The organism is Lysinibacillus sp. NPDC093216 (assembly GCF_050280325.1).
Taxonomy (GTDB): domain Bacteria; phylum Bacillota; class Bacilli; order Bacillales_A; family Planococcaceae; genus Lysinibacillus.
This window is the reverse complement of the sequence record NZ_JBNNVB010000035.1, coordinates 1-25,719: the sequence shown is the minus strand read 5'-3', so window position 1 is coordinate 25,719 and position 25,719 is coordinate 1. Positions and strand designations below refer to the sequence as shown.

The 25,719-nt window shown below is 38.3% G+C and carries 20 protein-coding genes, 1 rRNA gene and 1 riboswitch; of the genes, 7 read left to right on the top strand and 14 right to left on the bottom strand.

Annotated elements, in window-relative coordinates; translation table 11 throughout:
• Positions 1-8 precede the first annotated feature (8 nt).
• Together ACQKOG_RS24425 and ACQKOG_RS24420 are read right to left on the bottom strand one after the other, a co-directional pair.
• Positions 9-1,181: a saccharopine dehydrogenase family protein gene (locus tag ACQKOG_RS24425; RefSeq protein WP_427448403.1), complete on the bottom strand. Its 1,173-nt coding sequence runs from the start codon at positions 1,179-1,181 to the stop codon at positions 9-11.
• Between the two features lie 26 nt (positions 1,182-1,207).
• Positions 1,208-2,686: an aldehyde dehydrogenase family protein gene (locus tag ACQKOG_RS24420; RefSeq protein ID WP_370082406.1), complete on the bottom strand. Its 1,479-nt coding sequence runs from the start codon at positions 2,684-2,686 to the stop codon at positions 1,208-1,210.
• A 484-nt stretch (positions 2,687-3,170) separates the two neighbouring features.
• Between ACQKOG_RS24420 and ACQKOG_RS24415 the strand changes: the two genes are divergently transcribed.
• On the top strand, positions 3,171-3,971 hold the full coding sequence (locus ACQKOG_RS24415) for a TIGR00266 family protein (protein ID WP_370082408.1): 801 nt from the start codon (positions 3,171-3,173) through the stop codon (positions 3,969-3,971).
• Between the two features lie 145 nt (positions 3,972-4,116).
• Here the strand turns inward: ACQKOG_RS24415 and ACQKOG_RS24410 are convergent, their stop codons facing one another.
• The 4 genes from ACQKOG_RS24410 to ACQKOG_RS24395 form a co-directional block, all read right to left on the bottom strand.
• Positions 4,117-5,079, bottom strand: coding sequence for a 2-hydroxyacid dehydrogenase (locus ACQKOG_RS24410; protein WP_427448402.1), 963 nt, complete (start codon positions 5,077-5,079; stop codon positions 4,117-4,119).
• 522 nt (positions 5,080-5,601) lie between these two features.
• A complete protein-coding gene (locus tag ACQKOG_RS24405) occupies positions 5,602-6,903 on the bottom strand; it encodes a protoglobin domain-containing protein (protein ID WP_402874791.1) in 1,302 nt (433 codons plus the stop codon).
• A gap of 391 nt (positions 6,904-7,294) precedes the next feature.
• Complete coding sequence (locus ACQKOG_RS24400) at positions 7,295-8,128, bottom strand: undecaprenyl-diphosphate phosphatase (protein WP_370082414.1); 834 nt, start codon at positions 8,126-8,128, stop codon at positions 7,295-7,297.
• A 117-nt stretch (positions 8,129-8,245) separates the two neighbouring features.
• On the bottom strand, positions 8,246-9,325 hold the full coding sequence (locus ACQKOG_RS24395) for a metallophosphoesterase (protein WP_427448401.1): 1,080 nt from the start codon (positions 9,323-9,325) through the stop codon (positions 8,246-8,248).
• A gap of 426 nt (positions 9,326-9,751) precedes the next feature.
• Between ACQKOG_RS24395 and ACQKOG_RS24390 the strand changes: the two genes are divergently transcribed.
• The gene (locus ACQKOG_RS24390) at positions 9,752-10,900 is read left to right on the top strand and encodes an acyl-CoA dehydrogenase family protein (RefSeq protein WP_427448400.1); all 1,149 of its coding nucleotides are present in this window, start codon (positions 9,752-9,754) and stop codon (positions 10,898-10,900) included.
• 634 nt (positions 10,901-11,534) lie between these two features.
• On the opposite strand, the gene ACQKOG_RS24385 is transcribed toward ACQKOG_RS24390, so the two are convergent.
• Genes ACQKOG_RS24385 through ACQKOG_RS24375 form a run of 3 tightly spaced genes read right to left on the bottom strand, consistent with a single transcriptional unit; the run spans position 11,535 to position 14,571 of the window.
• A complete protein-coding gene (locus ACQKOG_RS24385; protein ID WP_370082422.1) occupies positions 11,535-13,730 on the bottom strand; it encodes a sensor histidine kinase in 2,196 nt (731 codons plus the stop codon).
• Positions 13,731-13,745: 15 nt separating this feature from the next.
• A complete protein-coding gene (locus ACQKOG_RS24380; protein ID WP_370082424.1) occupies positions 13,746-13,901 on the bottom strand; it encodes a hypothetical protein in 156 nt (51 codons plus the stop codon).
• Positions 13,879-14,571 (bottom strand): response regulator transcription factor, encoded by a 693-nt coding sequence (locus ACQKOG_RS24375; protein WP_370082426.1) that lies wholly within the window; start codon positions 14,569-14,571, stop codon positions 13,879-13,881. The genes ACQKOG_RS24380 and ACQKOG_RS24375 overlap by 23 nt, the downstream gene beginning before the upstream one ends.
• Before the next feature lie 655 nt (positions 14,572-15,226).
• Here ACQKOG_RS24375 and ACQKOG_RS24370 point away from each other — a divergent pair.
• Entirely contained in the window at positions 15,227-15,457 is a 231-nt protein-coding gene (locus ACQKOG_RS24370; RefSeq protein WP_049667308.1) for an excisionase, read from the top strand.
• Positions 15,458-15,508: 51 nt separating this feature from the next.
• Here the strand turns inward: ACQKOG_RS24370 and ACQKOG_RS24365 are convergent, their stop codons facing one another.
• The 3 genes from ACQKOG_RS24365 to ACQKOG_RS24355 form a co-directional block, all read right to left on the bottom strand.
• Positions 15,509-16,495 carry a homoserine dehydrogenase gene (locus ACQKOG_RS24365; protein ID WP_370082428.1) on the bottom strand — a complete coding sequence of 329 codons (987 nt, stop codon included), beginning with the start codon at positions 16,493-16,495 and terminating at the stop codon, positions 15,509-15,511.
• Between the two features lie 789 nt (positions 16,496-17,284).
• Positions 17,285-17,671, bottom strand: coding sequence for a hypothetical protein (locus ACQKOG_RS24360; protein ID WP_370082430.1), 387 nt, complete (start codon positions 17,669-17,671; stop codon positions 17,285-17,287).
• A 394-nt stretch (positions 17,672-18,065) separates the two neighbouring features.
• Positions 18,066-19,367, bottom strand: a complete 1,302-nt coding sequence (locus ACQKOG_RS24355; protein WP_370082432.1) for an O-acetylhomoserine aminocarboxypropyltransferase/cysteine synthase family protein — start codon at positions 19,365-19,367, stop codon at positions 18,066-18,068.
• Between the two features lie 117 nt (positions 19,368-19,484).
• Positions 19,485-19,598: riboswitch (SAM riboswitch) on the bottom strand.
• 258 nt (positions 19,599-19,856) lie between these two features.
• Here ACQKOG_RS24355 and ACQKOG_RS24350 point away from each other — a divergent pair.
• Positions 19,857-20,489, top strand: a complete 633-nt coding sequence (locus ACQKOG_RS24350; protein WP_370082434.1) for a glycerol-3-phosphate acyltransferase — start codon at positions 19,857-19,859, stop codon at positions 20,487-20,489.
• Between the two features lie 186 nt (positions 20,490-20,675).
• The gene (locus ACQKOG_RS24345; RefSeq protein WP_370082436.1) at positions 20,676-22,157 is read left to right on the top strand and encodes a DASS family sodium-coupled anion symporter; all 1,482 of its coding nucleotides are present in this window, start codon (positions 20,676-20,678) and stop codon (positions 22,155-22,157) included.
• Between the two features lie 171 nt (positions 22,158-22,328).
• Here the strand turns inward: ACQKOG_RS24345 and ACQKOG_RS24340 are convergent, their stop codons facing one another.
• Complete coding sequence (locus ACQKOG_RS24340; RefSeq protein ID WP_370082438.1) at positions 22,329-23,849, bottom strand: succinate CoA transferase; 1,521 nt, start codon at positions 23,847-23,849, stop codon at positions 22,329-22,331.
• 284 nt (positions 23,850-24,133) lie between these two features.
• Here ACQKOG_RS24340 and chrR point away from each other — a divergent pair, with 284 nt between their 5' ends.
• Both chrR and ACQKOG_RS24330 read left to right on the top strand, forming a co-directional pair.
• Positions 24,134-24,865, top strand: coding sequence for a class II chromate reductase ChrR (chrR, locus tag ACQKOG_RS24335; protein WP_370082440.1), 732 nt, complete (start codon positions 24,134-24,136; stop codon positions 24,863-24,865).
• Positions 24,866-25,023: 158 nt separating this feature from the next.
• Positions 25,024-25,488 carry a GNAT family N-acetyltransferase gene (locus tag ACQKOG_RS24330; RefSeq protein ID WP_370082442.1) on the top strand — a complete coding sequence of 155 codons (465 nt, stop codon included), beginning with the start codon at positions 25,024-25,026 and terminating at the stop codon, positions 25,486-25,488.
• A 147-nt stretch (positions 25,489-25,635) separates the two neighbouring features.
• Here the strand turns inward: ACQKOG_RS24330 and rrf are convergent.
• Positions 25,636-25,719, bottom strand: a 5S ribosomal RNA gene (gene rrf / locus ACQKOG_RS24325); the annotation flags it as partial.

The following is a 25,719-nucleotide window of genomic DNA, read 5'->3' as shown; positions in this document are numbered from 1 at the left end:
CCACGCACCTACCATTTCACGATCATTGCAGATATGTGAGACGTCTCCTTAATGACAACACCACGTTTTGCCATCTCTTGAATATAAATATCGCCCGGTACAATTGATTCAGGTGCAAATACACCGCGCTCTGTAATTTTATTTTCCCCAATCATTTGAGCAACGACAGAAATTGTATTTGCTGTTGCCCGAGCCATAGCCGTTTCATTAATCGTCATATCTTTACGCACAACCATTTCGAACTCATAAGTCACTTGTTGTTGCGCTTTTTCACCCGCTACAATTACGCGCAGCAGCACTGCATCTGGTTTTGTACCAAGCTCAAGTTTCTTTTTAAGTGCCTCACGAACAACTGGGCGCACAGAAACTTCTTGTTCTTCTACCTCTACTTTATTACTAGCATCGAGGAATCCTAAATCTGCTAATAGCTTAAACTTCTCAGCATGTCCTTTATAACGAATCGTTTTATATTCTAGTGTTTGGACATTTGGGAATGTCTTATCCAACGTCGATATACCGCCAGATGTATAAAATGCCTCAAGCACACCAAAATCTTTGAAATAAATAGGTTCAACGCCTGATAACGACGGAACTTCTTGAAGTTTACCTTTTAGAATCACTTTTGATGGCTCTGTGTAATGATCAAAGACACCATCTAGAGAAAATACTCGCGTATAGTGAAGAGGTGGCTTCGGCTCTGTTGGAATACCGCCTACAAATAGTTTAATAGATTCTACCTCATCTAATTTCGAAGCACCGTAGCCCGCTAAAATGTTGACCATACCTGGGGCAACACCCAAGTCCGGAATAATGGTTACACCTTTTGCTTTTGCCTCTTCGTCTAGATCTAATATTTTTTCTGTTACACCGCCAATATGACCACCTAAATCCACGGAATGGACACCAGCCGCGATTGCCGCTCTTGCTACACGCTCATTAAAGGAATAGAATAATGCATTAACGACTACATTGCCTTTTGAGATAACCTCCATTAACGAGTCATCGAGCTCAGCATGAAGCTCTACAACCTCAATCTTATCTGTATTTAGCGAGTCCACAAAGTTCTGCGCTAATTTCACGTCAATATCCCCTAAAAATACACGTTCCACATTGCTATTTTTTATTAAATCACGAGCTACCTCTTTCCCCATTAAACCTGCACCTAATACAACAACTTTCATCAAGAACATCCCCTTTCATTGATCTGTTATTCTGTATCGATTTGTGCTCTTTGTAATTTACCGCTATAGTCTACATAAATACTTTTCCATTCTGTATAGACATCTAAGGCAGCTACACCCGAGTCGCGGTGACCGTTCCCCGTACCTTTTGTGCCGCCAAATGGTAAATGGATTTCAGCACCTGTTGTGCCAGCATTCACATAAACAATACCTGTATCTAAATCTCGTTGTGCGCGGAAAATCGTATTCACATCTTGTGAGAAAATTGAACTGGATAAGCCAAATTTTACGCCATTGTTTACTTCGATTGCTTCATCCAAACTTGCTACTTCAATTAAAGAAACGACCGGACCAAAGATTTCTTCCTGTGCAATAATCATGTCAGGCTTTACGTTGGTAAATAGTGTAGGCTCATAATAAACCCCTTTATCATAAGGAGGCTCAGATAAAATTCTACCTCCAGCTAACAACGTCGCCCCTTCTTGTTTACCGATTTGCACATAGTGATTAATCTTTTCCAATGCGGCTTTGTTAATCACAGGTCCGATTTTCACACTTACATCCAAACCGTCCCCAATTGTTAGCTTTTGCATTTCGTCTAATAGACGTTTTTCTAGTTCTTCTCTTACATCTTTATGCACAATCACGCGACTACATGCTGTACATCTTTGTCCAGCAGTGCCAAATGCACTCCATAAAATGCCTTCAGTGGCTAGCTGTAAATCGGCATCATCCATAACTATGACTGCATTTTTCCCGCCCATCTCTAATGAAATCTTCTTCAGGTGTTTACCACCTAGCTCTGCTACCTTACTGCCTGTTGTTGTAGAGCCGGTAAATGAGATGACCTTGACGTCTGGGTGTTCAATCAATGCTGTTCCAACTGTTGGCCCTGAACCAAAGACGATATTTGCTACCCCACCTGGTAAGCCAACCTCTTCAAAAATTTTGCCCATTTCATAAGCCATCATTGGTGTCTCATTAGACGGCTTCCAAATGAACGTATTGCCAGCAACTATTGCAGGGAATGACTTCCAAGTAGCAATAGCTACAGGGAAATTCCACGGAGTTATTAAACCTACAACGCCAATAGGTGCACGTACACTCATGGCAAATTTATTAGCTAGCTCTGACGGTGTTGTCTCTCCAAATAACCGTCGCCCTTCACCAGCCATATAATAGGCCATGTCTATCCCTTCCTGTACTTCACCTCGAGCTTCTTCAATAACCTTCCCCATCTCTTTTGTTAAAACGGTCGCCAAATGTTCCTTCTTTTCTTTCATTTTCTGACCGATGGCATATAAATAGTCAGCACGTTTAGGTGCAGGTACTAATGCCCAGATTTTTTGTGCATTTTTTGCAACCGCTACCGCTTCATCTACCTCACTTGCAGTAGATAGCGGTATTGTAGCTAGCTGCTCCCCATTAGCAGGGTTGGTCACTACTATACTTTGTAAATGCGAATGTGTTACCCATTCACCGCCGATATAGTTTTTGATTTCCACTACATACACCCCCTGAACTATCTATTGTGCCTCTGCCTCATTGTTACCAATTGCATTGCTTTCAGACAGATATCATCTATTACTCTATAGTATATAGAAATAGATGTGTCAAAATTCCGAATTTTTAATATATAGATGTCTAAAGAACATCCTTTTGGATTAATAACATCGGTGACAATTGTCAGAGGCTTTATTTTCTTTAGCTGAACATTGATGTCATCTTTTGTGAGCAACCAATTATGCCTTGGCATAATTGCGTCCGGAGGCTTTAACTTCTTTTAGCAGGATGTTTGACACCCACTAAAAGAAGTTAAAACAATCACAAATTTCCAGCTGAATGAAAATAAAAAATACTTATTCTAGTGTTTTATATTCGACATTTACTATCTTATTCCCTTTTTTTCTAAGATATTTAATTATGTGATGAAACTAATACAACTTATAATCGTATATAATAACAAAATATTTTTTGGAGGAATCCTTTATGAATAATCACGAAATTGACTACAAATTATATGGCGACGATATGCAATATGTGGAAGTTGAGCTTGACCCTCAAGAAACAGTAGTAGCTGAAGCTGGTGCTTTAATGATGATGGATGATTCTATCCATATGGAAACGATCTTTGGCGATGGTTCAAGAGGAAGCTTAGAAAGTGGTCTTATGGGTAAATTATTTGGAGCTGGAAAACGTCTAATTACAGGTGAAAGTTTATTTATGACGACATTTACGAACGTTGGTTCAGGTAAACGCCATGTGTATTTTGCTTCTCCATACCCTGGTAAGATTATTCCAATGGATTTAAGCCAAATGAACGGAAAGATTATTTGTCAAAAAGATGCATTTTTAGCTGCTGCTAAAGGAGTTTCAATCGGTGTTGAATTCCAGAGAAAAATCGGTGTTGGCTTCTTTGGTGGTGAAGGCTTCATTATGCAAAAGCTTGAAGGAGACGGCATGGCTTTTGTACATGCAGGTGGCACTATTCACGAAAAGACTCTAGCACCCGGTGAAGTATTACGTGTTGATACAGGCTGTTTAGTTGCTATGACATCTGATGTAGATTACGATATCGAGATGGTCAAGGGCGTAAAAACTGCATTATTTGGCGGTGAAGGTATCTTCTTTGCTACTTTAAAGGGTCCGGGTAAAGTATGGATTCAATCATTACCATTTAGCCGTTTAGCAAGCCGCGTCTTCGCTGCAGCACCAATTTCTCAAGGCGGTGGCGGTCAATCTAAAGGTGAAGGTGGCATTGGCGGTTTATTTGATATGTTTAATAAATAATGGGCGCTATTTATTTAAGGAGCACATCTAATTACGATGTGCCCCTTTTTTTATTACAGCTGATTTAGACCATTTATTCCTAACACAAAAAGTCTTTGCGGCTTTATTGCAAAAGATATTCCTACTTCTATTATCTTCGGTGTTATTAATCTATTCGATTCGTTACAGCCTTACCTTGCCCATATGCGGTAAGCTCTTTAACGTTCAGCATCAGCATTGCAGTTCTAGTTTGAAGCGAGGCACTGCCGATATGTGGAAGTGCTACAACATTAGGAAGTGTCAACAATGGGTGATCCAACGCAATAGGCTCTTGCTCAAAGACATCTAACCCTGCTGCCCACAGCTTACCACTTGTTAAAGTTTCATAAAGTGCGTTCTCATCGATAATGCCACCACGTGATGCATTAATTAATACCGCATCATCCTTCATCAAAGCTAGTTCCTCTGCGCCTATAAGTCCTACCGTATCATTGTTAAAAGGTGTCATAATAACAACAAAATCCGATTGTTTTAAAAGATCCTCCAACGATACATATTGAAAGCCATACATTTCTTCCACCTCATGGCGACGTCTACGATTGTTATATAAAATTTTCATATCAAAACCTTTTGCTCGTCTAGCAACAGCTTGGCCAATACGACCCATACCAATAATTCCTATAGTGGATCCTGAAACATCTTTACCTACTAATTGCATCGGATACCAGCTTTTCCATTTACCCTCACGCAAATATCGTTCACTTTCCGGAATTCTTCGAGCAGTCGCAAGCAATAATCCCCACACTAAATCTGCAGTCGTATTTGTTAAAACGCCCGGAGTATTAGTCGCCATTATTCCACGCTTACGCAAAGCTTTGACATCAATATTATTGTATCCAACAGCTAAATTAGTCACGAGTTTTAGATTGGGTGCGTGTAATAATAACTCTTCATCGACTTGATCAGCAAGCGTTACCCACAATACTTCACAATCTGCAACAGCTGCCAATAGTTTTTCCCGTGGTATAACAATTTCCTCCTCCTCCCATTGTTCGATATCATAATACTCTTTCAACGGTTCAACTATATGCGCTGGGAACTTTCGTGTAATAAATAATTTCTTTTTCATATTCCGAACACCCCTCAATTCAATTCGCCTATAGCGTAACACTTAGAACGCTCATTTTCTAGGGATTTCTTATCTTTGCGTATTTGAAGCTTTATCTTTCTATCACTCTACAAACTTCATCCTTCTATTTATTGTTTTATCCTTCAGAAAGGCGATTTTGTCCTATTATTTATGAAAAATAAAACTAGGCTTATCAGTTGTGGATGGCATTTTATTTAAAAGGTTTGTTCATGAGGCTAAGTTGATAGCGCCCAGTGAACGGAAACTCGCTATGGTAATAGGCCATACAAGTGTTTCTAATGAAATGGTTAGGAATAACATTTTGTTAAACGTATGCCATGTAAATAGGTTGATTGGAGTGGAGGATGGGCGACTCCTCGGGGATTAGTGTCACAGATGAGACCCTGCAGCGAAGCGAAGCGGCTCATCAGACACCCCCAGGAAAGCGCCCATCCGGAACGGAAATCAACCCCTCACTATGGTAATAATCAAAAAACTATGCACAGACTTTATGCATAGTCGTTAAAAATCTCTAATTGTTGTATCTAATCGATTGGCAATTTGTTTTAATTCCTCGGAAGATTCCCCAATCGTTTCTATAATTTCTGCCAGTTCCGTTATTTTCAATCCGACGTTTTGGAAGTTTGAGATAGAACCGTTTACTGAGCCAGATATTGCATCGAAGGCTTTTAAAGATTCCTCATTTTGCTCGATACTATTGTTCACCAGTTCTTGAATCTCATGAATTGCTTGAACAACTTGTTGTGTAATTCCATTAGACATAGTTATGAGATCCGCAATTTGTTCAACCGAAGTTTTCGTCTGGTCTGCAAGCTTACGAACTTCGCTCGCCACGACCGCAAAGCCTTTTCCATGCTCTCCTGCTCGTGCAGCCTCAATAGCCGAATTTAACGCGAGTAAATTTGTTTGACCAGAAATATTTTTTACTATTTCAATAACAGCATTAATTTTGGAGGAAGAATGATCTAATTGCTCCACCATACCCGACATTTCAACTGTCTTATGATGAACTTTTCCTGTTTGCTCATTAATTAATATTATTTTAGAATAACCTTCAGACGATACCTCTTGCATTGTTTTTGCCTCATCGATACTTTCCTTCAAGTATTCATTCACTTCCTTAGCGTTATAAACAAGTTCGGTTACTGTTTCATTGGTACTATGAGATTGAGTTTCTAGCTGCGTAGATATTCCACCTATAATTTCCTTCACATGTGCTCGAACACTATCCTGTTGCTTCTCCATTAATGTATTAGCATAATTATCATATTCCTCTAAGACAATCTGTTGTTCGAAATTACAGATTTTACTGATAGCATCACAAAACTTTTCTTCTTCGTCCCTCGATAATTGAAGCTTATAAACAATCTTTCTTAAAAATTTTTCAAGGTTTTGAAAGGCTGCTAAATACCACTTAGGATACAAGTTAATCTTCACATGCATTTTCGCTACTCGCCTTCTCTTTTCCAAAAATGCATCGTCTATACGCCCTTCGAACATTTCTATAATATGATGGCGTAATGTTTGTCGTAACTTCTCACTAGAGCTATACTTTTCAATAACCTCACGTAATGCTGGCACACTCTCAATCGCATGATAAAATGCTGCTACTACCTCTTCAACATTTCGTTCAATATACGGTTTTAAACTTCTAATTAATCGCAAATCTTCTCTAGTTAAATTTACTAGATTTAACTGTAGTAAACGTTCCTGATCTTGAATAATAACCCCTATACTTGATTCATCAGTAATCTCAATTGTATTCTTCTTAGACTTATTTCCAATTTGAAACAATTTATCCACCCCGTTGTGTCTATGTCTATTCTACCGAATATAATCCGAAAACAAAAAACTCTCTGAATTCAATTATAAGTTCTTTACAACTGTAATGACAATATATAGGTAAAAAAATCTGTTTTGCAATAAGCAATAAATCATACTGAACAATACTTATAACCATGTATTTCTTCTTAATTTGAGCAATTATACCACGGAAAAATTGCCGCTTTCGCGCAGTCCGGAATCCGCTTTGTGCTTTGGCTAGCATGAGGGCCGACACGATGTCGGTCATATTCCTCTATTTTAGCGGATGTCTTTTGTACCGAAAGCGTAGCGACAGGTACGGATGTTTGTACACCGCTGAAAGAAGTTAAAAAAAGCCACTCATTCTGTAATAGAAGAGTGACTTTATTATTTACATAAAGATAATAATAGCTAGTACAGCAGCAAGTACTATACGATAAATAGCAAATGGCATTAATTTCACTTTTGAAATAAGTGCTAAGAAGAATTTAATTGATAGTAATGCAAAGATAAATGAGCTAATGAAGCCTACTGCATAGAATCCAAAATAATCCATAGATAGCGTATCCCAGTTTTTCAGTACAGATACTAAACTAGCACCCGCCATAATAGGTACTGCCATAATGAAAGTAAAATCTGCCGCCACGCGGTGACTCATGCCAAATAGTACACCACCAGATATCGTTGCCCCTGAACGGGAGAATCCTGGCCAAAGTGATAAACATTGTACTAACCCTACTTTAAAAGCTAAACCATAAGAAATTTTATCTAGAGAATCCACTTTCGGTCTTTTCGGTGCTAATTTATCGGCAGCAATCATTAAAAGTGCTCCAGCTACTAATGCATAAATAACATGCTCTACTTTAAATAAATGATCATCGATAAAATCTTTGAACGCAAAACCTAATATAACTGCTGGCAACATACCCACAATCACATGTAGTAAGTTGAAGTGACCTTTCACTGATTTCGATTGGCCATCAATTTTATAAAGTCCAACTAAATTTAACATTCGTTTCCACATAACAACGACTACCGCTAAAATGGAGCCTAGCTGTACAACGATTTTAAATGTATTGGCAGGATACTTCCCTAAAAACTCCTCTGTCTTTAGCCACATATCGTCCACAATAATCATATGTCCTGTCGACGAAACTGGCGCAAACTCCGTCATTCCCTCGACAAAGCCTAAAATAAGCGCCTTTAATAATTCAATGATATCCACGTTTTCACCTTACCTTTTGTTAATTAAATACCAACATATTATAAAATACACTTTTTCATATACTATGACTATAGCATTCAGTTATGAGTAGACTGAGGGACATGGGCAACTTACCACCTAACGAAAATTTATATCTACAACCCATAATTCGGAACGGCTGCCTATTCGCATTGGGGGACCCCAAAAGCCAAAACCTGATGAAACAAGTGTATGCATTTTTTCCTTCATTTTATAACCATAGTCGAGCTCAAATACACGAGCCGTTATATACTGATTAGGCCATAGTTGACCTTTATGTGTATGCCCTGACATATGGAAGTCTACGCCCATTTTGGCAGGCGTCATTAAATCATTTGGGGTATGATTCATAACAAACCAAGGCAAGTCATCTGCTGTCTTCAATGCATCAAGTTGCCTTCTATCCTTGTTTGTAATATCCTCTTGCCCCGTTAATACTATCACATTATCGATTCTAATAGTTTCATCACACAAAACTTTTACATTAGCGTTTTCCATCTCTTTAATAAATTCTGGGATTTTCTTGCCATAGTATTCGTGATTGCCTAATACACCGTACACTCCATATGTAGATGTTAATTGCTTCATCACATCTGCCATTCCATCTTTAACAAACCATTTAGGATCATCATCCACAATATCCCCAGCTAAAAAGACGATGTCCGGCTGTGCTTCATTCGATAAAGTAACGAAGCGCTGTAAATGTCTTTTATTTGAAAGAACCCCTAAATGAAAATCTGATGCAACTACAACTCTCATCGAATCTAGCTCACTACTCTTTTTATCCATCGTTATTTCTAAATGACGGACAACAGGGGAATATGCTAAATAAGTGCCTACAATGCTTAGTACAAAAAACATAGCAACTGCAATACCACCTATTATCTGTACACTTTTAAAAGGACTTAGCCAAAGAATCAAGTGGGCTGCCAAACAAAGTAGTAATCCGTATTCAAAAATAAACATCCAGTAATTATGGATAATTGAAAACACCCGTAAAGACTCATGCAATCTGCTAATCATAATACTAAACGCAATGATATACAGCACTAACCAATATAAAATTGGATAACGGAACCATCCCATTGCCACAAGCCAATGTCTCAATCCCCATCCTAAGTAAAAAGTTAATGTACTATATATACTTAATAAAAGAATTCCGCCAATTACTTTAGGCATTTCAGTTCCCTACTTTCATATAGTCTTAGTTGATTATAGCATTATACTTAACACTCTCTGATAGAAAGTAAGTGCAAAAGGACAAGCAATCAGCTCATGATATTAAGTGTATATATCCCTTGTAATTTAATTGTATGATTTACATGACAATCTAATTAGGAAAGTGACAATATCGTAACCTGGGCAAATGATTAGACCTCTTTTGGTTTACAGATGAGACCTTTGAGCGCTCATCGGACGCCTCAAGAAAGCGCCTATGAAATCAAATTATGTTATGAAAGACCCCTCCTTACAATTCATTATGATTATAAGATTATGTAAAAAATCTATGAATAATATACTTTAATTTTTCTGAATCTTTAGGTAACATTATAATTGCAAGAAAAAATTTACACATGTACGGGAGAAAAAAGGGGTGTTGTTCATATGGCAAAATATAAATTCGAATCAACAGAGCATGAGTTATTTCGTAAAACCTTACGTAAGTTTTTAGCAGAAGAAGCTGAGCCACACTATCCACACTGGGAGAAAGATCATCTTATTCCACTTGAGTTTTGGCGTAAGCTCGGAGAAATGGGCTATCTATGCCCTCAAGTAGAAGAACAATACGGCGGCCTCGGACTAGATTTTAGTTTTGGCGTTATTATTCAAGAAGAGCTTGAGCGTGTAGGTTCGAGCCTTATTGGCGTTGGTCTACATAACGATATTGTTGTTCCTTATATTGAGGCATACGGCTCAAATGAGCAAAAATCACGCTGGCTACCGAAATGTGTTACAGGCGAAAATATTACAGCAATTGCTATGACGGAGCCAGGCACAGGTTCAGATTTGGCAAACATCCAAACAACTGCTATTCGCGATGGCGATCACTATATCGTCAACGGACAAAAAACATTTATTACAAATGGTATTCATACAAATTTAGCGGTCGTTGCTGTAAAAACAAATCCTCAGGCAGAAAAAAAACATCGTGGCATTAGTCTCCTTGTCATTGAGGACGGTACACCGGGCTTCACGAAAGGTCGCAAACTCGAAAAAGTTGGCATGCACGCGCAGGACACAGCCGAGCTATATTTTGAGGATTGTCGTGTACCAGTAGAGAATCTCCTAGGCGAAGAAGGTAAAGGCTTTATCTATATGATGGAAAAACTGCAGCAAGAGCGTTTAGCAGTAGCCATCGCCGCACAAGCCGCTGCTGAAGACATGCTATCTTTAACAATTGATTATGTGAAATCACGCGAAGCTTTTGGAAAGTCAATTAGTGACTTCCAAAACACGCAATTTAAAATAGCTGAAATGGCGACAAAAATTGAACTTGGCAAATCATTTTTAGAAACTTTAATAGAGGAACATATCGCAGGAAATGATGTTGTGACAAAAGTTTCAATGGCAAAATACTGGATAACGGAAAATGCACGTGAGCTTGCTGTCCAGTGCATGCAGTTACATGGTGGCTACGGTTATATGGAGGAATACAAGATTGCTAGAAGATATCGAGATATTCCTGTCATGTCCATTTATGCAGGTACCAATGAAGTCATGAAAGTGATTATAGCCAAGAATTTAGGTTTATAACTAAGTATTAAATAAAGTATAGCTCTTCGGCAAAACGAGGGGTTGAAGTGACGGATTGATGAGCCGAAACGACGGATGAAAAAGCTTAAGCGACGGATTGAAGTGCTGAAACGACGGATGAAATTGCCTAAGCGACGGATTGATGGGCCGAAATGACGGATGAAACCTAAACGACGGAATAAAGGGCCGAAACGACGGATGAAATTGCCTAAGCGACGGATTGATGAGCCGAAATGACGGATTGAAACCTAAGCGACGGAATAAAGGGCCGAAACGACGGATGAAATTGCCTAAGCGACGGATTGATGGGCCGAAATGACGGATGAAACCTAAGCGACGGATTGATGGGCCGAAACGACGGATGAAATTGCCTAAGCGATGGATTGATGGGCCGAAACGACGGATGAAATTGCCTAAGCGACGGATTGATGGGCCGATATGACGGATTGAAACCTAAGCGACGGAATAAAGGGCCGAAATGACGGATGAACCGGCAAAGTCGTGGATAGAACGGCCGAAATCGCGGATAGAACCGGCCAAATCGTGGATAGAACTGCTAAGTCGCAGATAGAACGGCCAAAGTTGTTTTTCAAAGTAAAAGAACAGCGGCAAAATGTTTGCCGCTGTTCATTGTCTATGCTGTTGGAATTCGAACGATTACTTTAAATAAATCTCCGTCTACCTCTATACTCATACGAGCACCATGCAAATCTACAATGGATTGTGCAATGGCTAAGCCTAGACCTGAGCCCTCTGTATGGCGTGAAGCATCCGCTCGCTTAAAGCGTTCAAATAACTCATCGGCATTCTCGCTAATTTCATATTTTGCAACATTCTTCACTGTGAATTCTGCATCGCCCTCAGCAGTACGCTTCAATGTTACATAGACACGTGTGCCTTCTAATGCATATTTCAATACGTTAACGATTAAATTATCGATCAGTCTCCACCATTTTTGTCCGTCCACATACGCGTAGATTGGCTCATTTGGTTTTGTCAGGCGTAAATCTAAATGGGCCTGTGCTAAATCTTCCTCATGCTCCCCTACCGCTTGTTGTATAAGCTGGGTTAAATCAACTCGAGTGCGATGAAGCTCCATATTACCACTCGCCATTTTAGACACTTCAAAAAGATCCTCAATCAATAATTTTAGACGTTCTGATTTTTTATCAAGGATATGAATGTATTGCTTACGCTCTTCCTCAGTAATATCAGGATTTTTCAGTAAATCTGTATACGTAATAATAGATGTTAACGGCGTGCGTAAATCGTGACTAACATTCGTAATAAGCTCTGTTTTTAAACGCTCACTTTTTGCCTGCTCATGCATAGATGTGCGTACGCCTTCTCTTAAATGATTAAGATTTTCTGCATGCCCCGCGAGTGGTGATTTGCCCATTACCTTGACATCGCGATTTAAACGCCCTTCTGCCATGTCTTTTGTGTCCTTCATAATTCGATTTAAATAGCCCATTCTAGAAAGGAAGAGAATCATAGCTGGAATACCGATTATTACGCAGATGCCCAATACTAGAACGGTGAATCCGCTGCCTCTTAGCATTGAAGCAACAAGGCTTCCACCACCGAAAAATGCTGCCCCAATCATCACAATAGAATGTGATGCAATGGAACGATTTATAAATAAATCCGTGATTGATTCGCCAAGTGACCATAAATAGCTAGCTTTTAAGTTCTCCTTTAATTTCTGTGCTGTATTCACTCGATCATACAACCAAATAAGCTGTACAAAGAACAGCATTGCAATAATGATTAAGACACCTATTTTAAACAGCAAACTAATTAAGTAATGTACATAGTTAGATTGATAAGAAACAAACTCAATCGATTCAAAAGCAATTTGAGATGCTATCAAATATATGAATGCGCTTATTAATAATAATCCAATTGTGTAATCAATTTTCATCTTTGCAAGAGCTTCTTTTTCCTTTAAACCTCGTACCATTTGCAGTACTTCTTTACGCCCTTTCCATGCAAAAATAGCTGCCACAATACTCGTTAACCATATAAAGTAGAACATGTATTGATTGCGTGTAAAATGGTCATATCCTTCCAAGATGTCGACTGCTTGTGCCGATTTTTTTGAGATGGTTATAATACCAGTGTAATCAGAAGTTTCCCTCAAATCCTCTATATCCACGTAGGTATCAGTTCGGTAAACAAATTGGTTTAAATTATTACTTATATTCCAAGTAGTTAATGGGTGTTGTCCGTTATACTTAATTTTGAACGCACTACTATCCGAAACATCACCTGAACGATATGTTTTGCCTGTTTCAGTGTTCGTTAATTCATAAGACCAATAATTATTATTTTTCACAAAACTCTTTGCTTCTTCTTTTGCTGCCTTTATATATTGATCAACAAGCTCTTCCTTTTGAGCCAGAATTTTTTTACGGACATGCTCATCATCCTCGAAATTAGTCGTAATATCTTTAATTGTTGCATCTCGCTCTTTCTCAAGCTTTGTTTTTAATTCCGTTGCATTTACATTAGCAGCTTCTTGAATACGTCCTTCATATTGAGCTTTAATATTATCTATCTGTTCTCCTAATGATCCATAGTAATTACGATGTTCCTCAATTTGGCTTTGCGTAACCACGATTTTACTTTTTAAATCTTCAGCCGTCGGTAAATTTATTACTAATGGTCCTAATTCTGACTGAAAATTATCTAGTTTACCCTGGAAATTTTCAGATTGAAAATACGACTTCCCAATATATTGGTACCCGATATTAGAGAACGTAAATATACCGAATATTACCCAGATTAAACAAATAAGAGCGAGAAGAGGTTTCCAATTTTTTAACATACTTTTAACTCCTCTCTAAAAAATTCTCTCAAGCAATTGTAGCATTCCCGAAGAGCGTGCAGTTACTATTTGATAGGCATACACACCGAAATAAATTAGTCCAATAACCCCTGCTACAAACCCTGCGATTGTAACATACTGCTCTATTTTATTTTTCCATTTTATAGCCAACGCCCCACACCACCTTTAAATAGCGTGGATTTTTCGGATCTGCTTCGATTTTTTCACGTATTTTTCGAATGTGTACAGCCACAATATTTTCTGCATTGTAAGCTTCCTCATTCCACACACGCTCATAAATCTCTCTTATCGAAAATACACGCCCTGCATTTTTCATTAATAATTCCGTAATCTTATATTCGATTGGTGTTAATCGAACAGGCTCGCCTTCTAAAATGACTTCCTTTGCATCTTCATCTAATACAAGTCCGTCGATTTCTACCTTTGCTGCTCCCTCATTGTACGTCCCAAGTTGTACATAACGTCGTAGCTGAGATTTTACTCGAGCCAACAGCTCTAACGGATGAAAAGGCTTTGTGACGTAATCATCAGCGCCTACAGACAAACCATGAATTTTGTCGCCATCCTCCGCCTTTGCACTAAGCATAATAATTGGAATATTGCGCTCTTCTCTAATTTTAAACGTCGCTGTAATTCCATCCATATTTGGCATCATAATATCTAAAATAATTAAATGTACGTCATTGTTTTCTAATTTTTCGAGTGCCTCTAAGCCGTCAGCAGCTTTAATGACATTGTAACCTTCATTCTTTAAATAGATCTCAATACCATCACGAATATCTTGATCATCGTCTGTTACAAGAACTGTTAGTTTCGTCATGATATACACCTCGCTCTCAATTAATAGTGTACCTTTTAAATCTTAAAAACCAGTTATTATAAAAATGAAGAATTTCTTAAGGTTTTAATTCTTTCAGGGGTTTCCAAACATCCGCTGAAAGAAGTTAAAGCCCCACTCCAATCAACTTATATACAGGGCATATGTTTCAACATATATTTACAAAGGAAAGACCAGTAGAAAGGGCTAGTCCAATTCCCCCATACGGACAGCCCCTTCCTCATTAACAAATTGCCATTACAGTTGCTATTCGCCACACCTTTATCGGCTGTTATTTCCATAGTACTCATTCTAAAGCATCACAAAAGACAGGAGAGCTACCAATCGTTACAGCGGTTCCAATAACTACACCTGTAAGACGAATTGATGAGAAAAAAAGACCTTGAATAACACAATGCTAGCAGCAGCTAAAATTGTCAATTCCCATGACCATTTCAGAAAGTTTATTTTACTTGGCAAAATGGTATTAGCTAATCTTCATTATTGTCCCTCGACCGTCACTACTCATTAACATTAATAATACAGATTTATCCAAAATCAAACAATTACCATTTTCCTTTTTCTTTCATTTATTAACCCATAGTAGGCTTTCTATTAAAGGGAGGTTATAATAAAAACAATAAAAGGAGCGAAATTTATGTATAAAACAATTGAAGAAACAGCCATCGAACTTGGTATGCCAGAAGATCAAGTACTTCGCCTAGTTTACGAGGGCCGTATTCGTTCAGTATACGACGGGGACCAAATACTGATTAATAGTGGGCAGTTCAGCACTTATTTTGAGCAGTTAGATCGTATTAAAGAGGAAATAGAGATTTGGCGGAATACACCTATTCCAGAGGATATTGATGTTAAAGATGAGGATTAAAAAATGCCTATCATTCAAACAATTAGAACATTGTTGAATGATAGGCATCTATTATATTGTTACGACAAATCCAGCTCGTTTACCGATAATTTCCGCATAATCCTCAACCATTACACTAGCTGTTGGATACATACCTGCCCCTGGTCCAATTAGCGTTAATGTGCCAATATAATTTGTGTCCAATGCCACAGCATTATTGACGTCATCAACTGGATAAAGTGGATGTTCTTTATCAACTAATTGTGGCCCAACCTTCGCGACCACTTTACCATCTGCTAGCTTCTCAACCTCAGCTACATGGCGATAACGCAAGCCTTTTTCACACGCTTCTTTTACTTGCTCTGCCGAAATGCTATCAATTCCGACTACTTCGACGTCAGACCAGTCTGGTTGTTCACCAAATGCCAAAGCACTTAAAATCATTAATTTTTTGAAGGCGTCCTGTCCTGAGATATCATTAAATGGATCTGCCTCCGCATAACCTAAATTTTGCGCCTCTTTTAATGCAGTTTCGAACGACCAGCCCTGTGAACGCATTTTCGTTAAAATATAGTTGGATGTCCCATTTAAAACACCCTGAATACGACTAACCTCATTGACAAGCAAAATGTTTTTCATCGTTTTAATAACTGGTACACCGCCAGCGGTCGTTGCTTCAAATCCTACAAAAACACCATTCGCTTTTGCAAGATCCTGTAACTCCAAGCCTCGTTTTGCAAACATTACTTTGTTAGCTGTGATGACATGACATTTATGTTCAACAGCGCGCTTTAAATAAGTAAAAGCTGGCTCCTCATTGACGATTGCCTCAAAAACAACCTGCATACCTGGTTCTGCTAAGACTTCATCCATACTAGTTGTCATTAAATGCGCGGTACCTGGTACACGTTCACGGCTAGTGTCTGTAACTAAAATTTTTGCTACTTCTAGCTCAATTCCTAATTTATTTTTAAGCTCTTCACGCTTTTCGTTTAATATATGGTAAATTCCTTGACCTACCGTTCCAAATCCTAATATAGCTGCCTTTATAGTTGCCATTCCTATTCCCTCCAACTTACATTCCGCAGTTTCATTATATTTATTTCGTCTCAGCTTAATTCTTACAGATTTTGAATTGTGTGCCGACTATACAAAGCAGGTCAGTTTGCCGTGTTTCTAACACTTCGTCTTCAAACAGATATTTAGTCATGGCGTTTCACTTTCGCTACAAAAAACATTCTGAATGAAGATACACTGTGAAACAAACAAATTCAAATAATTCAAAAATCAACTTAAAGAAAATTGTAACGTAAATACATACATTGCACAAGAAAAATCTTTCTAGGATGGACATTTGTTTCCTGTAGACGTGCAAAGGAAATCGTTTTCATCCCTTTTATTATATGATTTTTCACTTAAATCTATAATGATTGAACAAATATTGACGTTTCTTTACCAATTATGCCTCGGCATAATTGCGTCCGGAATCGGCTTTGTGCTTAGGCCTGCGTGATGCAGGTCAGTTAGCCGTTATCGCATGGATGCGATGATTTTAGGCTAACATCCTATGTGAGCTCTTTCCGATTCCGTGACATCCGCCGGAGGCTTTGGGCCAACTTGATGTCGTTGCCACAGGACGTGGCGTTCTAGACCCTCTATTTCAGTGGATGTTTACTGAAAGAAGAAAATAAATGCCTTTCTTCTATTATATATATGTATGTAAAGACATTCATAAAAATTGTTCTTTTGAAATATATTAATAAAATTTTTTCTGTATATCTTCATCATCTAATTTAAAAAGCTCATTCCCTGTAGCAGCAGAGAATGAGCCAAATATATGAGGGATAATTAACTAGCTTTGGCTAGCAATTTATAACGATATTGTGTTAAAGCTTGTTGCACCAGTCTTATTTCCTCCTGCGTAAAATTTGGTATTGCATACGTACGTTCAACTAATTGGAATGTGCCGTATTTTAAATAATACTCTGTCGCAGGTAGAGGAATATGATTTGCTCCATAGCTTTCATAAGCTTCGAAAACTTCTTTTACTGTATAGCCTTCCTCTTTGACATAAACCATTTCCTTAAAAGCAGAATGTCCAAAGATCTCTTGCCATTTACGCTCAACTGACACAAGTATGTTTTGAATGGACATGTTGTTCACAAACACATGACCTTCATTTAATTCATAAATAAGATAAGATGCAATGTTTTGCGCACTATACACATTTCCCATTTAAAACACTCCTTTATCATCAGTTTTGTAGATAAGAGTAGCTACTGGCTGAGTAACTACTCCTCTTCATATATTCAAAAGTGGGGGAGCACTTATGAAACTAAATTAGTTTGAGCATTAATTGAAAACACTTTACCGATCAACAAGTCGGCGCTTTAAATTGGTTCTAGGTTGGTAGCCCTTCGAACACTTTTCTTATTTCCTAGTATAAAACAAGGATTTAACCAAGTCAACAATACTTATAAAATTACTAGGTATTAATTTTAAACCATTTCATTACTCTCACCAAATGAGGGGAGCGGATGATGTAGCAACGTTTGACGCATTACCAAATGAGGCCTATCGAATGAGAAAATACGTAAACGCTACAACATTAGCCAATGTATTTTATTTATTAAGCTTCTACTTCTTGTTGTGAAGCTGTTACTTGTTCAATAGCTTGTTCTAAATCTGCAATGATGTCCTCTACTGCCTCTAAACCGATTGATAAGCGAATGAGCGACTCGGTTACGCCAGTTTGGATTAGCTCTTCAGCAGATAGTTGCTGATGTGTAGTAGATGCTGGATGAATAATTAATGATTTAGCATCCCCTACATTTGCTACGTGTGAGAATAATTTCACACTATCGATTAATTTACGCCCTGCTTCACGTCCACCTTTAATGCCAAATGTAAGCACAGAACCGAAGCCATTTCTTAAATATTTTTTAGCTAAATTATGGGTAGGGAAATCTTCTAAGCCGTTGTAATTTACATATTCCACAGATGGGTGGTTTCGTAAATATTCAGCTACTGCTAATGCATTTTCATTGTGTTTAGGAATACGCAAATGAAGCGTTTCTAAACCTTGTAATAAATTAAATGCCGCATCAGCACTTAATGTTGGTCCAAAGTCACGTAGCAGTTGCACACGCAGTTTTGTGGCGAATGCTGCATCTGCTGTGTCAATACCATAACGCAAACCGTGATAAGAAGCATCTGGCTCAGTAAAGCCTGGGAAACGTCCACGAGTCCAATCGAACTTCCCTGCATCTACTACAACGCCACCTAAAGTTGTTCCATGACCACCAATCCATTTCGTTGCAGAATGAACAACGATATCTGCACCGTAGTCAATTGGTGTAGAGCCATATGGTGAAGCAAATGTGCTATCAATAATTAATGGCAAGCCGTTTTCATGTGCTATATTTGCTACTGCTTCAATATCTAGTACCTTTAAACTTGGGTTACCGTAAACTTCAGCGAACACGGCCTTTGTTTTATCAGTAATAGCAGCTTTGAAATTTTCTGGATTTGTTTCATCTACAAAAATCGTTTTAATACCGTAGTTTGGTAGTGTGTTAGCGAATAAATTATAAGTACCTCCGTATAAAGAGCTACCTGCAACAATTTCATCGCCTGCCCCTGCAAGATTTAAAATGGAAAACGCGATTGCTGCTGCACCAGATGAAAGTGCTACTGCTGCTGTACCGCCTTCTAATAAAGCGACGCGTTTTTCAAAAACATCTACAGTTGGGTTTGTAATACGAGTGTAAATATTACCAGCTTCCTCTAAGGCAAAAAGACGTTGCGCATGAGCAGTGTCTTTAAAAACGAAAGCCGTTGAGCGATATACGGGTACTGTACGAGATCCTGTTACCGGGTCTGGCTCTTGGCCACCGTGTAACAGCAATGTTTCTGGTTTAAATTTTGTCATTGTATACCTCCAAATGGTTATTTTTTTACGATGGTACCGGAGATGAGGAGGATTTTTTCAGTAGAAAACAAAAACCCTCTTCAGCTAAGAAGAGGGTTGCGGTTGCAAGTTTTCCTCCCCTTATCTGCCAGATCCAAGTAAGAATCTGTAGGAATTAGCACCTTAGCAAGTTCGTCACTTACTGGTTGCCGGGCATCATAGGGCCTATCCCTCCGCCGCTCTTGATAAGAGTATGAGATTCAATTTCCATCGTTGTTACAAAGTATAAACATAGACTTTTTCTCTGTCAATACTAAAATTTTATTTTTTCCGAAACTTCTGTCTGCTTCTTTACGTAATCCAAACACATACACTATTTTAGATATTTATTGTTTTGGTCACCAAAGCATGGACTGATTTCCGTTTCGGCTGGGCGTTTCCTAGGGGCTTCGGGCTAACACAATGTTAGAACTTTTGTGATGAACCCATTATTTGGAAAGGAGAATTTTTATGATAAAAGCCGTTATTATTTTTCTTCTTGTTGGTTATTTGATTGGCTGTATTCACGGCTCTAAAGTTGCTCAGTTTTTATCAGGGGTAGATTTAAAAATGGCCGGTCATGGCAATGCAGGTGCCTCTAATGCAACACTTTCCCTTGGCTGGAAATACGGCATATTAGTTGCACTGATCGATATCGGTAAAGGCGTTGCAGCTATAATCGGTGCACATGTTTATTTAGCAGATATAACACAATTAACAGAAGTACAAGTTTGGCTCTTCATCTATATCGTAGCTTCCGGTGTCATTCTAGGTCATAATTTCCCATTTTATATGGGCTTCAATGGCGGTAAAGGAACTGCTTCAATCATAGGAATATTACTTGCGATTGATTGGAAAATTGGCTTGTTTGCACTCATTTTATTTGTTATTTTATCTTTCGTGACGAACTATTTAATTGTCGGTGTACTTGAATTTTATCTCGTTTTTTGTACAGCCACTTATTTATGGATTCCTGGAGTTGGCCCAACGATTTTAGCCCTATTACTTTTTGGTATAGCCATCATTTTGCATATCGAAAATATTAAGCGATTGATGCTAGGAACTGAGCCTAAAGTAACTTCAGCATTCAAAAAGAAAAAATAAAATCTTTTGGATATTTTTGTCTTTTCTTTGACCGTATATTTTCTCGCAACTGCCCATTATCGCTATAAATAGAGGGTATTTCACATACTAGTTTTTTTACAATAATTAGACAAATTAACTTTCTTAATAAAGCATTTTACTAGCCGATGTGAAAATTACAGTCATGTTTAAGAAAGGATGAAAAGTATGTCTACTTCTGAACAAGCAAAACAGAAACGTAATTTGAAACCACTCTGGATTGGATTAGCCTTCGCTTCATTAATCATCATTACTTTTTTACCTAACAACGGCGATTTACCTGTAGCCGGACAACGAGCTTTGGCTATTTTAGCTTTCGCGGTCATCCTATGGGTTACAGAAGCAGTATCCTATCCCGTTAGCTCTGCCATGATTATTGCTCTCGTTACAATCTTACTAGGGCTAGCTCCGTCAATGGAAGATCCAACGAGAGCGTTAGGAACATCGGATGCATTAAAGTTAGCATTAAGCGGATTTAGTAATTCTGCAGTTGCACTAGTAGCCGCAGCTCTTTTCCTAGCGGCAGCCATGCAAATTACGAATTTACATAAACGTCTTGCGCTTTGGATACTTTCACTAGTTGGGACAAAAACGAAAGCCATTGTATTCGGTGCTATTTTAGTATCTATTGCACTCGCATTCTTTGTCCCTTCTGCTACTGCACGTGCAGGCGCAGTTGTACCAATACTACTCGGAATGGTAGCAGCATTTGGTTTACCACGTGATAGTCGACTTGCTGCTTTACTAGTCATTACTTCTGTACAAGCTGTTTCCATTTGGAACATCGGTATTAAAACGGCAGCAGCTCAAAATATGGTCGCTTTAAATTTCATCAAAGAACAATTCGGTGTAGATATTTCTTGGGGTGCTTGGTTACTTTACGCTGCCCCCTTCTCAATCATCATGTCAGTGGCTCTATTTTTCATTATGATTACACTAATTAAACCTGAAACAAGTAATATTGAAGGTGGTAAAGAAGTAATCAAAAAACAGCTTGCGGAACTTGGTCCATTAAAAGCTCCCGAAATTCGATTAATCATCACATCGGTAGTTTTACTATTTTTCTGGGCAGCAGAGGGTAAACTCCACCCATTCGATACGACAACCGTCACAATCGTTGCAATCGCCATTTTATTAATGCCAAAAATCGGAGTCTATTCGTGGAAGCAAGTTGAGCCTCATATTCCTTGGGGAACAATTATCGTCTTTGCAGTAGGAATTATGCTAGGAACAGTCTTGCTTAATACTAAAGGTGCATCGTGGTTATCAGATAAGGTATTCGGTTCACTCGGTTTAGATTCTATGCCAATTCTTGCAACAATTGCGCTTGTCACTTTATTTAATATTCTTATTCATTTAGGCTTTGCGAGTGCAACAAGCTTAGCATCTGCACTTATACCAGTATTTATCGTTTTAGCCTCAACATTAACGGCTAATGTCGATCAGGTTGGTTTCGTTATCGTGCAACAATTCGTTATTAGCTTTGGCTTCCTCTTACCTATTAGTGCACCGCAAAATATGCTTGCCTATGGTACAGGAGCCTTTACAACAAAGGATTTCTTAAAATCTGGTATTCCATTAACGATTATTGGATACATCCTAGTTCTTCTATTCTCCGCAACATATTGGAAATGGATTGGCTTATTGTAAAAAGCAGCTAGGGTTTTCTTTGGACACCTGAGCACTTGAGAGGGTTACCTGATCACTTACCGGGGTTACCGATCACTTCGCGGGGCTACCTAAGCTTTCGGGACAACATTAATAACAATCAAAAGCCTTGAAGGAACAGGTCAACTGTCCTTCAAGGCTTTTATTACTTTATTATTTCAATAAAGCAGGGTTCTTCATCGTACCATTTTTTGCGTAATTCACATGCCAGGAAAGCGCTTTTTCTAGTTCGTGTGGCGTATGGTGCCCACCTGTTGCTTCATTGGCATCGTTAAAATACTTCCATAATTGCTCACGATATTCCGGGTGTGCACAGTGATCGATAATGAGCCCAACCCGTTCTTTTGGAGCCAGCCCACGTAAGTCTGCTACTCCCTGCTCTGTTACGATAACGTCTACATCATGCTCTGTATGGTCTACATGCGATACCATTGGAACGATACTAGAAATATTTCCGCCTTTCGCGTAAGATTTTGTGACGAAAATACCTAATCGTGCATTACGTGCAAAGTCTCCAGAGCCACCGATTCCATTCATCATTTTCGTGCCAGAAACATGCGTAGAATTCACATTCCCATAAATATCTACTTCGAGTGCTGTATTAACAGAAATTAACCCGAGTCGGCGAATAATTTCTGGTTGGTTTGAGATTTCTTGCGGACGTAATACTAGCTTATCTGCATACTTTTCAAAATCACCATAAACTCGGTTTCCTACTTCTTCGGAAAGGGTAATAGAAGTAGCAGATGCGAAGTTTACTTTTCCTGCATCAATTAATTCGAATACTGCATCTTGCAGTACTTCTGAATATACTTCTAAGTTCTCAAACTCAGAATCTCTAAAACCTAATAAAACGGCGTTTGCAACTGAGCCTACACCGGATTGAATTGGTCTTAAGCTTGTTGTTAAACGACCTACTTTAATTTCTTCTCGTAGGAAATTTAATAAATGATTGGCCATAATATCTGTTTCTTCATCTGCAGGAACAATCGTTGATGGCGCATCTAAAATATCTGAAATCACTATGCCCTTTACTTTATCTAAATCTAGTGGTATGCCAATTGCGCCAAGCCGATCGGATACATTTTGTAATGGAATTGGATCACGTTTTCCCTGTGGACCTGGTACAAAAATATCATGGACACCCTCTAATGCATCAAGCTGAGCTACGTTCAACTCAATGATTATTTGGTCTGCTTCTTGCACAAAAATCGGAGAGTTACCAACTGAAGTTGTAGGAATTAGTAAGCCGTCTTCTGTAATAGCAGCTGCTTCAATAATCGCAAAATCAATAGGACCAATAATGCCTTGACGTACTAACTCCGCATTATGTGAAAGATGAGCATCAACAAATGCGATTTCACCACTGTTGATTTTGTTACGAATACCAGCATCCGCTTGGAAAGGTCCACGTTTACGAATAACGCCAGCTTCCGCTAAGTATTGGTCAACCTCTGGGCCAAGTGATGCACCTGTATACACATCTACCTGGAAGCTCTCTTTTTTAGCTTTCTCCACAAGTGCAAGAGGTACCACTTTAACATCACCAGCACGTGTAAACCCGCTCATTCCAAGTACCATACCATCTTTAATCCAAGATGCTGCTTCTTCTGCTGTTACAACCCTGCTCCGTAGCTGTTCATTACGAAGCTTTTTCGCCAACTTTTCTGCCATCCCTTATTCCTCCATCCGACTTTATTTTTATTCAACTAATTACTCGGTTTAATCCACTGGTATAGTCATCCAATTATTAGAAATCTAACCAAATAAACCGTCCATACATAATTTTAAACTATTTAGAATTTTTAATCTATAACTAACAAAATATTTTATTATACGAGAGATTTTATGCATTCGTAAATTATCTGAAAATAACTTCAACATCGAAAAAATTCGATTTTGAAGACGAAGCGTGATATGCTCTTGGTATATATAAAGGGAAAAAGGAGATTTTATAAATGGTTAAAGAACTATTACGGAACCACTCTTCGGTTCGTATTTATGATGGAAATCCGATTTCAAAAGAAATTATTGAAGAATTAATTGCTACTGCACAAATGGCTGCTACATCACATTTTGTACAAGCTTATAGTGTCATTTGGGTAACAGATGCCGAGAAAAAAGAAAAATTAGGATTGCTCTCTGGTAATCCTCGTCAATACGAAACTTCTGGCGGTGCCTTTGTCTTTTGTGTAGATTTCAAACGTCTTCAATCAGCAGGTAAATTAGAAGGTGTAGACATTGTAGCTGATTCGGCAGAAAACGTACTTGTTGGAGTAGCCGATGTATCATTATTCGCACAAAACTTTGTCGTTGCCGCAGAATCTATGGGATATGGAATTTGTTACATTGGAGGAGTGCGTAATAAGCTTGAAGAAATAAGCGAATTATTCAATCTACCTGACTATGTTTTCCCACTATTCGGCTTAACAATTGGAGTTCCTGCTCGTCGCAATGAAGTAAAACCTCGTTTACCTGTCGCAGCAGTATTACATGAAAATGAGTACAATGCAGAAAAATACGAGGAGCTTTTACCAGCTTACAACGACACAATGGAAGCATACTACAATTCTCGCTCATCCAATCGAAAAATTGATAACTGGACAAAGCAAATGGCTGATTTTTTAATTGAACAACGCCGTCCTCATATCAAAGATTTCTTAGCGAAAAAGGGTTTTAATTGGAAATAATTTCATCAGCAAGCTATGTGGAGTTACTATCTTATGATAATAACTCCACTTTTTTATGTTTTGTTTAATTGGATTGTACGATGAGCGGTTTCAAGTATCATTATCAGAAATTTTAAAAAGATGCTAAAATTAAATAAATAGAATAGGAGGAAAATAAATTGATTACATTAAAACCTATGAACCAAGAGGAGTTCAAACAATATATTAGTTATGCAATTGAAGACTACGCAAAAGACAAGATCGCTTCCGGAAATTGGACTGAAGATGAAGCGCTTGACTTGTCGAGGGAATCATTTGAACGACTACTACCACAAAATGAGAAGACCGAGAATAATCATTTATTCTCTATCTTTCACAACGATATCTTAGTTGGAATGATTTGGATTTCGCAAAAGGCGCCTACAAATCCTAATGAAGGTTTTATATATGATTTTGTGATTTTTGAACAATATCAAGGGCAGGGGTATGGCAAGAAAGCAATGAAAGAAGCTGAAATTATTGCTAAAGAGTTAGGTATGAATAAAATTGGTCTAAACGTTTTTGGTCATAATAAAATTGCACGTGGCTTATATGAAAAAATGGGTTATGAAATTACGAATATTACAATGGCTAAAATGATTTGATAATGCAACACCAAAGCCCAAGTACTAATTAATTTTGAGCCTGGGCTATATAATGTCGACACTTCTTCAACTAATAAGGTAGGGTTAACGTTTACTAAAAAATTGCAAACAAAAAAGTCGAGGAATAAATCCTCGACTTTTTCAGGTGCCTAGCGACGTCCTACTCTCACAGGGGGAAGCCCCCAACTACCATCGGCGCTAAAGAGCTTAACTTCCGTGTTCGGTATGGGA